This window comes from Ruegeria sp. SATB045 (genome assembly GCF_059613525.1).
In genome coordinates, this window is the sequence record NZ_JBXWSR010000012.1 from 458,833 (window position 1) to 471,267 (window position 12,435).

The 12,435-nt window shown below is 57.5% G+C and carries 12 protein-coding genes; 7 read left to right on the top strand and 5 right to left on the bottom strand.

The window, feature by feature from the left end:
* Positions 1-134: 134 nt before the first annotated feature.
* Genes AC2FNR_RS03960 through AC2FNR_RS03970 form a run of 3 tightly spaced genes read left to right on the top strand, consistent with a single transcriptional unit; the run spans position 135 to position 2,815 of the window.
* Positions 135-1,715: an acyl CoA:acetate/3-ketoacid CoA transferase gene (locus AC2FNR_RS03960; protein ID WP_170756544.1), complete on the top strand. Its 1,581-nt coding sequence runs from the start codon at positions 135-137 to the stop codon at positions 1,713-1,715.
* Positions 1,715-2,479 carry an enoyl-CoA hydratase/isomerase family protein gene (locus AC2FNR_RS03965; protein ID WP_496848115.1) on the top strand — a complete coding sequence of 255 codons (765 nt, stop codon included), beginning with the start codon at positions 1,715-1,717 and terminating at the stop codon, positions 2,477-2,479. The genes AC2FNR_RS03960 and AC2FNR_RS03965 overlap by 1 nt, the downstream gene beginning before the upstream one ends.
* A gap of 24 nt (positions 2,480-2,503) precedes the next feature.
* Entirely contained in the window at positions 2,504-2,815 is a 312-nt protein-coding gene (locus AC2FNR_RS03970; RefSeq protein ID WP_209197651.1) for a Dabb family protein, read from the top strand.
* A gap of 20 nt (positions 2,816-2,835) precedes the next feature.
* Here the strand turns inward: AC2FNR_RS03970 and AC2FNR_RS03975 are convergent, their stop codons facing one another.
* The 4 genes from AC2FNR_RS03975 to AC2FNR_RS03990 are packed head-to-tail and all read right to left on the bottom strand — an operon-like array spanning position 2,836 to position 6,772.
* Positions 2,836-3,774: a sugar phosphate isomerase/epimerase family protein gene (locus AC2FNR_RS03975; RefSeq protein ID WP_496848116.1), complete on the bottom strand. Its 939-nt coding sequence runs from the start codon at positions 3,772-3,774 to the stop codon at positions 2,836-2,838.
* Positions 3,702-4,850: a dihydrodipicolinate synthase family protein gene (locus tag AC2FNR_RS03980; protein ID WP_496848118.1), complete on the bottom strand. Its 1,149-nt coding sequence runs from the start codon at positions 4,848-4,850 to the stop codon at positions 3,702-3,704. The genes AC2FNR_RS03975 and AC2FNR_RS03980 overlap by 73 nt, the downstream gene beginning before the upstream one ends.
* A 9-nt stretch (positions 4,851-4,859) precedes the next feature.
* On the bottom strand, positions 4,860-5,630 hold the full coding sequence (locus AC2FNR_RS03985) for a 3-ketoacyl-ACP reductase (RefSeq protein ID WP_170356343.1): 771 nt from the start codon (positions 5,628-5,630) through the stop codon (positions 4,860-4,862).
* Positions 5,627-6,772 (bottom strand): acyl-CoA dehydrogenase family protein, encoded by a 1,146-nt coding sequence (locus tag AC2FNR_RS03990; protein ID WP_496848120.1) that lies wholly within the window; start codon positions 6,770-6,772, stop codon positions 5,627-5,629. Before AC2FNR_RS03990 ends, AC2FNR_RS03985 begins: the two co-directional genes overlap by 4 nt.
* 158 nt (positions 6,773-6,930) lie before the next feature.
* Here AC2FNR_RS03990 and AC2FNR_RS03995 point away from each other — a divergent pair, with 158 nt between their 5' ends.
* Genes AC2FNR_RS03995 through AC2FNR_RS04005 form a run of 3 tightly spaced genes read left to right on the top strand, consistent with a single transcriptional unit; the run spans position 6,931 to position 8,827 of the window.
* Positions 6,931-7,947: an aldo/keto reductase gene (locus AC2FNR_RS03995; protein ID WP_480482261.1), complete on the top strand. Its 1,017-nt coding sequence runs from the start codon at positions 6,931-6,933 to the stop codon at positions 7,945-7,947.
* Positions 7,944-8,396, top strand: coding sequence for a MaoC family dehydratase (locus AC2FNR_RS04000; RefSeq protein WP_496848121.1), 453 nt, complete (start codon positions 7,944-7,946; stop codon positions 8,394-8,396). The genes AC2FNR_RS03995 and AC2FNR_RS04000 overlap by 4 nt, the downstream gene beginning before the upstream one ends.
* Before the next feature lie 11 nt (positions 8,397-8,407).
* The gene (locus tag AC2FNR_RS04005; protein ID WP_496848122.1) at positions 8,408-8,827 is read left to right on the top strand and encodes a GlcG/HbpS family heme-binding protein; all 420 of its coding nucleotides are present in this window, start codon (positions 8,408-8,410) and stop codon (positions 8,825-8,827) included.
* A 60-nt stretch (positions 8,828-8,887) separates the two neighbouring features.
* On the opposite strand, the gene rtcR is transcribed toward AC2FNR_RS04005, so the two are convergent.
* Positions 8,888-10,456: an RNA repair transcriptional activator RtcR gene (gene rtcR, locus AC2FNR_RS04010; RefSeq protein ID WP_496848124.1), complete on the bottom strand. Its 1,569-nt coding sequence runs from the start codon at positions 10,454-10,456 to the stop codon at positions 8,888-8,890.
* A gap of 173 nt (positions 10,457-10,629) precedes the next feature.
* Between rtcR and AC2FNR_RS04015 the strand changes: the two genes are divergently transcribed.
* Complete coding sequence (locus AC2FNR_RS04015; protein WP_496848126.1) at positions 10,630-12,186, top strand: vWA domain-containing protein; 1,557 nt, start codon at positions 10,630-10,632, stop codon at positions 12,184-12,186.
* The last annotated feature ends 249 nt before the right edge of the window (positions 12,187-12,435 follow it).

Consider the following 12,435-nt stretch of genomic DNA (forward strand, 5'->3'; position numbering starts at 1 on the left):
AAAGAACAAACTCAATAAGTAACTTATTAGTTACTTGAGGTTCGGTCAATTCCCTTGTTTTGGTTATTTTTGTTGCTTTTCGGTGCACCTGAAGGCATAACTTATAACCAATTAGTTACTTTCGTGAGGATCGCATGAGCAAGCAGATGACGGCACGCGAAGCGGCAAATCTTGTACCCGATGGTGCGACAGTCGCGGTGAATTCTTCAAGTGGTTTGTGTTGTCCGGATGCAGTTCTGAAAGGCCTTGGCGAGCGCTTTGATGAAGAGGGTGCGCCAACAAATCTGACGACCATTCATCCCATAGCTGCAGGTGACTTTTTTGGCACGAAGGGGGTAGATCATATTGCCAAACCGGGTCTGCTAAGTCGGATAATTGGCGGGTCTTACCCATCGGGGCCGAGCAATGCGGAACCGCCGCTTGTCTGGCAGATGATCACGGGCGAACAGGTGCGCGCGTATAACGTACCGTCGGGTATTATCTTTGATATGCTGCGCGAGGCTGCCGCCAAACGTCCGGGTGTCCTGACCAAAGTTGGTATGGAAACCTTTGTCGACCCCGAGATCGAAGGCTGCGCAATGAATGCCGCTGCCCGTGCCGAGCCCATCGTGAAACGGATGGAGTTCGAAGGTGAAGACTGGCTGTATTTCAAATCAATGGCGCCGAATGTGGCGATTATTCGGGCAACCACAGCCGATGAAAAAGGCAACCTGAGTTTCGAACACGAGGGGGCCTATCTGGGCGCGATGGAGATGGCCTTGGCGGCGCGCAACAACGGTGGCGTGGTGATTGCTCAGGCCAAACGCATCGCGGCGGCAGGAAGTATCCGACCACATGACGTGCACGTACCCGGTATTTTGATCGACGCGATTGTCGAAGCGCCCGACCAGTTACAGACCACGGCTACGGAATATGACCCGGCAATTTCGGGCGAATTGACCCGCCCGATCGAAAGCTTTCGAACGGCCGACTTCAACGTCGGGAAAGTCATAGCGCGCCGTGTGGCGAAAGAGTTGAAGGATGGTTGGGCTGTAAATATCGGGTTCGGCATCTCGGCCAACGTTCCGCGTATTCTGGTCGAAGAGGGTTTGCATGGCTCGGTCACGTGGATGATCGAGCAAGGCGCGGTTGGCGGGGTTCCATTGTTGGATTTCAAATTTGGCTGTTCCGCCAATGCCGAGGCCTTCGTGCCGTCGCCACATCAGTTCTGTTATTTCCAGGCGGGCGGGTTTGATGCCTCGCTGCTGTCTTTCCTCGAGGTGGACAAACACGGCTCGGTCAACGTCTCGCGTCTGTCAGCCATTCCGCACCGGACCGCCGGAGCAGGAGGGTTCGTGGATATCACAGCGCGGGCGCGCAAGATCGTTTTTTCTGGCAACTTCAACGCAGGAGCCAAGATGACCATTGAGGATGGTCAGCTGAAAATTCTGAAAGAGGGGAAAGTGGCCAAGTTTGTGGATGAGGTCGATCAAATCTCATTTTCAGGTAAGCGGGCACAGATGCAGGGGCAGGACGTGACATACGTGACCGAGCGCTGCGTGATCAAACTGACCGAAAAGGGCCTTATGGTGACCGAGATCGCGCCCGGGCTGGACCTGCAACGCGATATTCTGGATCAGGCGGCGACGCCCTTGTTAGTTTCAGATGACCTTGTCCGGATGGACGCGGCCCTGTTTGACCCGGCCCTGATGGGGCTGCAACTCGCGGCGGGCTAATGGAGCATTTCCTTCTGGATATTCGGGACGGCATCGCGCGGTTGACCCTTAACCGCCCCGAGCGCCTGAACGCCATGGATGAGGCGATGATGGATGCGCTCATGGCGCTGTGCCGTCAGATCGAACACACCCAGGACGCGCATGTTGTGATCCTGACCGGTGCGGGAAAGGCGTTTTGCGCAGGGGGCGATATCGACGCGTGGTCCAGTCAATCGGCAGACGCATTCGGCCGCCATTGGCTCCGCGATGGGCATCAGGCGCTGGATGCCCTGACGCGGCTGCGACAGCCTGTGATTGCGGTGTTGAACGGGCATGTTTTGGGCGGTGGTCTGGAACTTGCGGCGTGCGCCGATTACCGCATTGCCGAGGATCACATTCGGATCGGACAGCCCGAGCCGGGGCTGGGGATCATTCCCGGCTGGTCTGGCACTCAGCGGGCGGTCCGGCGGTTCGGTGCCCAGCTTGTCCGGCGCATGGCGCTGTTCGGCGAGCAGTTCTCGGCCCATGATGCGTTGACTGCGGGGATTGTGGATCAGGTCGTCGAAAAAGGGCAGGGCCTTTCCGCTGCGGATGAGCTGGCCAACCGGATGCGCCATCGTGGGCCGGTGGCGACAGAGCTTGTCAAAATGCTGATCAACGCCGCTGAGGGCGAGGAACGTGAGCGTGTTTTCGAAGCGCTGGCAGGTCGGATCGCCGCCGTCCAACCCGAGTTGAAAACCGGTTTGGCCGCGTTCAAGGATCGCAAAAAACCTGATTTCTGGTAAGCATCAAATCATGAGGGCCTAAATATGATACGTCACCTTGTTCACCTGCGCTTTAAGGACGACGTGTCCGACGAAGAAAAGGCCACGCTCTATCGGGATCTGGCCGGCCTGTCGGGTCATATCGAGGGCATTCTGGATTTCCAAAGCCGAAGCAATGTGTCGGTCGAGACCGATCTGGTGCGGGGCTTCAATGACATGTTCTGGTTTGACTTCCGCGATGAGTCCGTGCGCGATGTTTATTTGGTCGACCCTGCGCATCAGGAGGTCGGAGGCCGGATCGTGGCCAAAACGGTCAATGGCCCGGACGGTGTATTCGTGTGTGATATCGAGGTGTAGAAGACGCGGCTAAACCAAGGTCAGCAACAGGTGCGGTACCGGTCCACGATCACGTCCAATACCTCGTTTGGGTCGCGTTTCCACCAGTTGCCGGCCGAGAAGATCTCGACTTCGCACAGCCCTTTGTAGCCTGCTTGTTCTACAGCGGAGCGTAGGGCCCGAAGATCCGCGACACCGTCGCCCATCATGCCGCGATCCAGCAGGATATCCGTGGTATCGGCCAGCCAGTCACACAGGTGATAGCCCAGAATGCGCCCGTTCGCGCGTCGCGCCAATGTATCGGCCAGCGTGGTGTCCCACCAGACATGATAAACGTCGACGGCAATGCCCACATTCGGCGCGCCTATCGTATCGCAGACATTCAAAGCATCGGCTGCTGTCATCAGGCAAGTGCGGTTGCCCGCGGTGGCGGGGTTCAGCGGCTCGAGCGCCAGGTTTACGCCGCGGTCGGCCGCATAAGCTGCGGCCCGTGCGACGCGGTCCGCCAGGATTTTCTGGCTGTCCAGAACGCCCTTGGTGCCAGGCTCTGGTCCGCCGGTGACAATGGTCAGGACATCCGTGCCAAGCCCTGCTGCTTGGTCGATAGAGAGGTAAAAGTCATCCATGATCTGCTGGTCCGAGGGCAGCGCCAGTGGTCCGGTCAGGAACGGCGTTCGGCATAGGCCAACCACTTGCAGCCTGGCAGCGCGGACCTTGTCGCCGATCTCGGCCTCGCGTCCGTCCAGTTCTCGCCGCCAGAAGGTGATCCCTCCATACCCACGCGCGGCACAGGCGTCGATGATCTGCTCGGGTGACCATCCCGCACCAAACCCGTCCAGATTATGGCCCAGCGTCGCGGTATTCAGCGCGAGTGCAGAATGATCCTGCGAGAAATCGCGCATCTGGATCAGACCCCGTAGAGTTTCAGCATGTGGCGCATCCGTTCGACCGCCAGATCGGGATCGCGCAGCAAACCGCATTCGTCAGCCATTCTAAAGCAGTCAGTAAAATAGGGCAGAGACCGCGTTGCCTGCGCCCCATTCAGCATGATGAAGTGATCCTGAAACCCGTTCAGCCAGGCCAGGAATACTACGCCCGTTTTATAATATTGTGTGGGTGCCCGAAAGATATGGCGCGCGAGCGGCACAGTGGGGTCCAGCGTGGCGCGAAAGGTTGACGCGTCACCTTCGCTCAGTTTGCTGACCGCATAGGCGGCCGCTGGGGCAAGTGGATCGAAGATTCCAAGCAAAGCATGAGAATACCCTTGATCATCACCTTCGATCAGTTCGGGGTAATTGAAATCGTCGCCGGTATACATTCGAACGCCAGCGGGAAGGCGGCGACGCATGATGACCTCTTTTTCAGCGTCTAGCAGCGAGATTTTGATCCCGTCCACCTTGTCTGCATTTGCGCTGATAACGGTCAAAGCAGTGTTCATCGCATCTTCAAACGCGTCGGAACCCCAGTACCCGGTCAGTTGTGGATCAAACATCTCTCCCAACCAGTGCAGGATGACCGGTTGGTCACAGGCGGCCAGAACATCGCTGTAGACCGAGATATAGTCCTCTGGACCCCTAGCAACCCTGGCCAGCGCACGCGAGGCCATCAGGATAATGCGACCGCCGATCTTTTGGATGGCTTCGACCTGCTGCAGGTAGGCGCGGCGCACGTCGTCCAACGTCTTGGCATCTGCAGGATCAAGGTGGTCGGTGCCACACCCATTCCCGACCAGGGCATCCGGCAGTTCCTCTTTGGTGCGCCGGATCAGTTCCAATGCGCCTGTCCAGTCCAGACCCATGCCGCGTTGGGCGGTATCCATCGCTTCGGCAATGCCCATCCCCATATCTGCAAGGTAGCGTCTGAACTCCAACGTCTTTTCCCAGTCCACATGGGCTGGACCCGTGGGGTCGTGGTCGCCGAACGGGTCTGCGACCACATGCGCCGCAGAATACAGCACCCGTGCGGAATTCGGCGTCAGTTTCGAGGGCGCAACCGGTGTGCCTGTCAGGTGATAGTCCTGCAAAGCGCCGGTTGTATCGGGAAGCTGAATTTTCATCGAAACACCTTAGAACCGAGGGACCAGCATACCGGCATCCGCCGAGATCGCCTGTCCGGTTGTGTAGGGAAGCTTGCCGCTGGCCAACGAGGCTATGATGCGCCCCATATCTTCGGGCTGGCCGACGCGGGGAAACAGGGTCAGGCCATCTTTGGCGCGCTGATCATACATCTCGATCACCGGTGCGGTCATGTCGGTCGAGATCAGTCCGGGCTGCACGTCATAGACGGCGATATTCTCTTGGCCCAACCGCACTGCAAAGGTTTTTGAGATCATCGCAGCGGCTGCTTTCGAGGCGCAGTATTCCGCACGCGGCGCCGCCACCGCCACGGCGTTGGATGAGGTGACATTAACGATGCTGTGGAACGCGTTGGCGTCGCGCGTGCGGCTTAGCAGCCGCTTGGTGAAGGCTTGCGACAGAAAGAACATCGCTTTGGTATTCACAGCCATGCAGCGATCATAGCTTTCTTCGGTCACTTCAAGAAGATCACCGCGTTGCATAACGCCAACGCCTGCATTGTTCACCAAGGTCGTAAGCGGGCCGATTTCTGCCTCGATTTCCGCCAGCTTGCTATCGTGTACGGCGATATCGGACACGTCGAAAGGTGCCGTGACGACCGGTACGCCCATGGCGCGAATGGTTTCTGCGGCAGCTGCAAGTTCGTCATCCGCAACGGGGCCGTTCAGGGCGATCGAGAACCCCTCTTGCGCCAGTGCAACCGCAGCTGCCAAACCGATCCCACGGGACGACCCGGTCACAAGTGCGGCCTGAGGTGTCATGCTGCGGCCCCTTTCGCCAATAGCTCTCGTGCGATGATCATACGCTGAATTTGATTTGTGCCTTCGTAAATCTGCGTGATCTTGGCGTCCCGGTAAAGGCGCTCGACTTCGAACCCCCGGATATAACCTGATCCGCCAAACACCTGCACCGCGTCCGAGGATCGCTGCACGGCCATATCCCCAGCAAAACACTTGGCCATCGAGCACGCCTTGGTCGCATCCAGCCCAGCGTCGATCTTGTAAGCAGCTGAATGTACCAGCAGCCGGGCCGCTTCGACATCTTTGGCAATATCGGCCAACAGCCATTGTACGCCCTGAAAATCCGCAATTTGTTTGCCGAATTGCTTGCGTTGTTGGGCATAATCAGTGGCGGCCTCCAAGCCGGCCTGACCAATCCCAACGGCCAACGCAGCTATGCCGACGCGACCCTTGTCCAACACGCTCATCATCATGTGGAACCCGCGCCCCTCAGTGCCCAGCAATGCGTCGGCGGGTAGTCGGACATCGTCAAAGGACAGGGGGCCAACCTGACTGGCGCGCTGGCCCATCTTGATCTCTTTCGGTCCGCGCGTCACACCTGCTGCGTGAAGGTCGACGACAAAGATCGACATGCCGCGATGACCGGCTTCGGGATCCGTTCTCGCAAGGACAAAGCCCATATCAGCCACGGGCGCGTTGTGAATCCAGATTTTACCGCCGTTCAGAACCCAGCTGTCCCCATCGCGCACGGCGGTTGTTCGGATGCCGGACACATCCGTGCCAGCCTCGGGTTCCGTGATACAGTAAGCGGGGCGCAATTTGGCAGCCAGCAGGTCAGCCAACCACTTACCTTGTTGGTCCGCGGTGCCGTGGCGCACCAGCAAGGTGGTGACCAGCTCCAGCAATCCACACTGATCCGCAATGGACGCATAGCCGCGCGAAAGCTCTTCCATCACCAGCGCGTAGGTGATCGTGTCAAAGCCGGGTCCGCCCATTTCTTCTGGAACGCAGATTCCAAACAGACCCAGTTCGGCCATTTGGTCGTAGATTTCGGCTGGAAAGCGGGAATCCCGATCCAGCTCTTCGGCCAGTGGTCGGATCACATTGTCGGCAAACTGGCGGGTCATGTCCCGGACCTGAATGTGGGTTTCCGTGAGAAACATAGTTGCGCCCCATAATGTAACTAATCAGTTACTAATATGCGTTGCATCCTTGCTGCGTCAAGTGGGTTGATCGCGTCAGTCGATTGCGATAAATAACCAAACAGTTACTTATTTGAAGTGCAGTTGGGCGGGCGTAGGCTTGCTTTAGGGAGGCTTGCATGAATCCGAACACAAAAAACAAATTTGGCCGCGTCGATCTGGAGGTTACCGCATTTGGCTTTGGTACCGCGCCCATCGGGAACATTTTTCGTGAGATCGACGAAGAGACTTCGGATGCGATGATCCAGCATTCGTGGGACAAAGGCGTTCGGTATTTCGACACCGCGCCGATGTATGGCCACGGGCTTTCGGAATTGCGAACAGGCCAAAGCCTGCGCTGGAAGAACCGGGACGATTATGTGTTGTCATCTAAAGTTGGCCGCGTACTGAAACCGGCCAAACGCAGTGATATCAATTTTGAACCGTGGACCAATGCGGCCCCATTCACGATGCATTTCGATTATACTTATGACGGTGTTATGCGATCCTTCGAGGACAGCCTGCAGCGCATGGCGCTGGAGCGGATGGATATTTGCTTCATCCACGATATCGACGTTTTTACCCGCGGCGACGAACAGCCTGAAGTGTTCAGACAGGCGATGGATGGGGCTTGGAAAGCACTGGAATCTTTGCGTGATCAGGGTGTCGTCAAAGCCATTGGCGTTGGGGTGAATGAATGGGAGGTCTGCCACGCCGCACTCGAGCAGCGAGACTTTGACTGTTTTCTGTTGGCCGGGCGCTACACGCTGCTAGAACAGGATGCATTGGATAAGTTCTTGCCTTTGTGTGAAGAACGGGGTGCGGCCGTGGTTGTTGGCGGTGGTTTCAACTCGGGCATTCTGGCAACGGGCGCCAAAGACGGGGCCAAATATAACTACGCTCCAGCCCCGGCCGAGATTATGGAAAAAGTTCGTAAGATCGAGGCGGTCTGTGCAGACTACGACGTGCCATTGCCCGCCGCTGCATTGCAATTTGTTGTAGCGCACCCGGCAGTTCCCACCTTTATGGCAGGCACCCGCACGGTCGAACAACTGGACCAGAACCTCAACTGGTTCAGCCACGACATTCCGGCTGCCTTCTGGGCGGATCTGAAAGCCAAAGGGTTGTTGCGCGAGGACGCGCCCGTTCCGCAATGACCAAGGGGCTTTCAGCGGGGCAATACGGGTATAACGACCTAAAGGTCGGAGACGTGATGAAAACCGGTTCTGCGATGATCACGACGGACTTGATATCGTCTTTTGCTGACCTGACCGGAGACAGATACGCCTTGCACATCGACGACGACGTGGCGCGCGGGCTTGGGTATAAGGCCCGCGTTGCTCATGGGCTGTTGGTGCTATCGGTTGTCGATGGGCTCAAGTTTCAATCGGACGCGAAGCCGGCAGGTCTGGCGTCGCTTGGGTGGAACTGGCGTTTTGAACAGCCTGTCTTTGCCGGAGATGAGATCAGAGCCGAGTTGACTGTAACCGCGAAACGCCTGACGTCATCGCAAAGCCGTGGCATCGTCACGTTTCAGTTCAATGTGTTCAATCAACACGATCAAATAGTGCAATCGGGCACCAATGATCTGATTTTTGACCTGTAGGTGGAGGCGTTATGGTTGTTTCGATCCCTAGGCACGTAATTTCTCAGATGGCGGCAAATAAGGCTGTCCAAACGGCCTTGGCGTTTGCTGATGATAATGGGTGGAATGTCGCTGCGATCGTGGTCGACCTGAACGGGGATATGATCGCGGCGGGCCGCATGGACAAAACCCCCGCAGCCGTTATGGCTTTCGCAATGGATAAGGCCCGAACAGCTGTGTTGGGGAAACCCACAACCGAATTCGCCAAGCGGATGCTGTCCAGCGCCGAATTGAACCTTGGCATGGTCAACCGTCCGGGTCTATGTGCTTGGGACGGTGGCTTGCCGATCCGCGAAGATGGCGAGTTGATAGGTGCAATCGGTGTGTCGGGGGCGGCCGGACCTGACGATGTTAAATGCGCCACGGCAGGCTTGGCGTCTATTGGGCTATAATTCGGCAGTGTTTGCAGGCAGGACATTCACGAACAAAAGAGTCACGGGCACGTCTGTCTTTCACGCCGATAATGCGTCCCATTCCAAACCGAACTTTTGAAGGTATTTGCGTAAACGATCTGCGTCGTTTTGGGTTGTCCTCTTTTGACGGGATACGGCAAATAGTGTGCGACCTGCCGCGCTGAGGCTAGGCGAATTGCGGCATGTTTGAATTACCTTGGCCAGTTGGGCCAGATCGAACGGATCGATATCGTCGACCGCCGGCCCCAGAAGATCTCTGACCAATGCAAACTCGGCATCCTGCGCCGAGGCCCGCCAGTCAGATTGCAGGGTCCGGATTTCCTCGGTCACCATGGAACGCGTTATGCGCCCTCTGGGCGCTAGGGTGCACAACCGTTTCACTGAACTGCTAAAATCGCGGAAGTTTCCCGGCCACGGAGTTGCGGGGTTGGTGGCGAACCGGACGAAAGCGTCGCGTGCGTCGACATTGAAGCCGACCTGAGTACCCATTGACCGTTCAGCCCGCCCCAGTTCGAAAGCAAGATTGGCCTCGACATCTTCGCGGCGGTCGCGCAACGCAGGCAACGTGAAGCTCCACATATTCAGACGGGCGAGCAGGTCAGAGCGAAAAGCGCCTTCGGCGGATAAAACTCGCAGATCTCGACTTGCACCTGCTATGACCTGGAACCGGGTGGACACCTCGTGGTCCGAGCCCAAGGGATAGAACCGCCCCGTTTCAATTGCATGCAACAGGATTGATTGTTCGTTCCATCCGAGTTCGTCAATCTCATCCAGAAACAGAACACCCCCATCCGCTTCACGCAATAGCCCGCTTCGTTCTGTGCCTGCCTGACCCGTAAAACTGCGCCGCTGCCCAAACAGTGTTGCCATGGCATCGGGGCCATTCAATGTGGCGCAATTGACGTGAACCATCCGGCCCTTGACCCGCCGCCGATCCAATTTGAGGTTGTAAATTCGCTGGGCCAATTCTGTCTTTCCAGTACCTGTTTCTCCTAGCAACAGGATGGGTTCGTTCGAGTTGCTGGCGATCAGCTCTATCCGGTCAATCAGTGCGTTATATCGCGGATTGCGCGTTTCAATTCCGCCCTTCAATTGGTCGCTGTACTCGCGGGACAATTGGTCGAAGCGCTGCTGCAGGGCGTTGTACCTGCTGAGGTCAAGGTCAATAATGTCGAACTTAGGGATGGCGTCATCCGGTCCGGGTGGCCCGGTCTGGATCAGTCGCGCGGGGATGTGGCGACTTTCAGTAAGCAAAAACCAACAGATTTGTGCCACGTGGGTGCCGGTGGTCAGATGGACGTGATACTGCTCGCGATCTTCGTCGAACCCATAGGCGCGGGCAAAGTCGAAAAGCTTGCCGTAGACCTCCTGAAAATCCCAAGGATCGGCTAGGTCCATACGATGCAACAGAACTTCGGTTTGGGGTGACAGCTCTTCGATCTCGCGTTTTACCTGATGGGCGAGGCGATTGAACTTGTGGTCGTGCAGCAACTCAAGCCGATCGACGTTGAAGTGGTCATGGATGGTCAAGCTGGGCGTCGGTTTCCAGCGCCGCTTCTTGCCCATGTCCAGCTGCGTTCCTAGGAATCCAATTACAACGTTTTTCATAGTCTATCTAAATTTATATCTTACGATCTCGTTGTATCGTAACGCTGGTTATCATTTTCATCAATAGTCAGAAATATTAATTAAAAACAATAAGATACGACGTTTTTCTTTTCTTTTCTTATCGTGAGCCGTTCCGTGCCAAAACATCCTCACAAACCAATGAGGATAAGGAAATGGCGAACAAATCCGTGTTTGCATCGTTGAAGGGCCGGTTGCTGCCAAAGGCAACTGCAGTGAACGCTCATGGCGCTCCGGCTTATGCGTATTCCGATGCCCATGCTCTGGCACAGGTCGCCGTGACCGGGACCTTCGGGGGCATGTTTTATCAGTCGCCGCAAGAAGAACTGGAATACGTTCTGGATGTGGCTGAAACCGTTGAGCCAAAGTACCTGGCGCAGGCTGCGATCTATGCCCGTCAGTCGGGATATATGAAGGACATGCCCGCTGTCTTGCTGGCTGTTCTGGCCCGGCGTGATCCGGTTATGTTTCGGGCAGCTTTCGCTCGCGTGGTCGATAACGGCAAGATGCTGCGCACGTTCGTGCAAGTTATCCGGTCGGGTCAAACGGGGCGTAAATCGCTGGGGTCGGCACCGAAAGCGATGGTGCAGACCTGGTTGAACACAGCGTCTGACCGTGCGCTGCTGAATGCCAATATCGGGAATGACCCGTCTTTGGCGGACGTGATCAAGATGGTGCACCCGAAACCGGCCTCGGCCGAGCGGGAGGCGCTGTTTGCCTGGATCGTCGGGCGGCCGTGCAATCTGGCACGGCTGCCGCAAGCCCTGAGGGATTGGATCGCGTTTCGGGAAACCGGGAAGGGTCCGTTGCCGGATGTGCCGTTTCAGATGTTGACGCAACTGGAGCTGACGCAGGCCCAATGGGCGCGGATTGCGCGCAAGGGCTCGTGGCAGATGGTGCGGCAGAACCTGAACACGTTCCAGCGTCACGGCGTTTTCGACGTGGCCCGCAACGTGGATCACGTGGCTGCTTTGTTGCGCGACCCAAAAGCCATCGCCAAGGCACGGGCCTTTCCGTACCAGTTGATGGTGGCCGCGCAAAACGTGGTGCCGGAAATGCCGCGCCTGATCGTGGACGCGCTGCACGACGCGATGGAGATCGCCGTGCAGAACGTGCCGCAGGTTGCGGGGCAGGTGGTTGTGTGCCCGGACGTGTCGGGCTCGATGACGTGGTCCGTGACCGGGTATCGTCCGGGGGCGACCTCGGCCGTGCGGCATGTGGATGTGGCGGCGCTTGTGGCGGCGTCCTTCCAACGGATGAACCGCGGGTGTCAGGTGTTGCCGTTCGATTTCGACGTGCGTGATGTGCGTCTGGAGCCGCGCGACACGATCCTGACCAATGCCGAGCGTCTGACCGCACTGGCCGGAGGTGGGACGAACTGTTCCGCGCCGCTGGCCTGGCTGAACAAGCACGGTCGCGCACCGGATCTGTTGGTGTTCGTGTCCGATAACCAGTCCTGGGTGGATGCCCGGAACGGTGGGCAAGGCACAGCGATGTTGAAGGAATGGGAGGTGATCAAGCGTCGTAACCCGAAGGCCAAGCTGGTCTGCATCGACATCGCCCCATACGGGACCACGCAGGCGCAGACGCGTGCCGATGTGTTGAATGTCGGCGGGTTCTCGGATGCGGTCTTTGACCAGATCGCGGCTTTTGCCAGCGGTCAAACCGGCCCGGATCATTGGGTCGCTGAGATCGAAAAGATCGACGTATAAACAAGGCCTGGGCAGTGCACTGCCCCGGCCATCAGAACAACATCAGGCAGAATGCCGGTGGGACTACATCGCTGTTAACGATCCGCGCCCGTTGCGGGCGCTGTCTCACCACCCCTTGTCTGCCTGACCCGAACGAAAGGACATGTCTCGGCGAATGCCGGTGGAACTACAGATTTCGACTCTCCAGGTCGCGGGTTCGAATCCCGCTCGTCCGAGCCCCACGGGGACGGACGGTAGCTCAGTCGGGTA

Bases quoted from the DNA above. Each gene is read 5' to 3' on its own strand.
- AC2FNR_RS04015 (WP_496848126.1), top strand. From the start codon at position 10,630: ATGGCGAACAAATCCGTGTTTGCATCGTTGAAGGGCCGGTTGCTGCCA.
- AC2FNR_RS04005 (WP_496848122.1), top strand. From the start codon at position 8,408: ATGGTTGTTTCGATCCCTAGGCACGTAATTTCTCAGATGGCGGCAAAT.
- AC2FNR_RS03985 (WP_170356343.1), bottom strand. From the start codon at position 5,630: ATGACACCTCAGGCCGCACTTGTGACCGGGTCGTCCCGTGGGATCGGT.
- AC2FNR_RS03960 (WP_170756544.1), top strand. From the start codon at position 135: ATGAGCAAGCAGATGACGGCACGCGAAGCGGCAAATCTTGTACCCGAT.
- AC2FNR_RS03970 (WP_209197651.1), top strand. From the start codon at position 2,504: ATGATACGTCACCTTGTTCACCTGCGCTTTAAGGACGACGTGTCCGAC.
- AC2FNR_RS03975 (WP_496848116.1), bottom strand. From the start codon at position 3,774: ATGCGGTTTGCTGCGCGATCCCGATCTGGCGGTCGAACGGATGCGCCA.
- AC2FNR_RS04000 (WP_496848121.1), top strand. From the start codon at position 7,944: ATGACCAAGGGGCTTTCAGCGGGGCAATACGGGTATAACGACCTAAAG.
- AC2FNR_RS03990 (WP_496848120.1), bottom strand. From the start codon at position 6,772: ATGTTTCTCACGGAAACCCACATTCAGGTCCGGGACATGACCCGCCAG.
- AC2FNR_RS03965 (WP_496848115.1), top strand. From the start codon at position 1,715: ATGGAGCATTTCCTTCTGGATATTCGGGACGGCATCGCGCGGTTGACC.
- AC2FNR_RS03995 (WP_480482261.1), top strand. From the start codon at position 6,931: ATGAATCCGAACACAAAAAACAAATTTGGCCGCGTCGATCTGGAGGTT.
- AC2FNR_RS03980 (WP_496848118.1), bottom strand. From the start codon at position 4,850: ATGAAAATTCAGCTTCCCGATACAACCGGCGCTTTGCAGGACTATCAC.
- rtcR (WP_496848124.1), bottom strand. From the start codon at position 10,456: ATGAAAAACGTTGTAATTGGATTCCTAGGAACGCAGCTGGACATGGGC.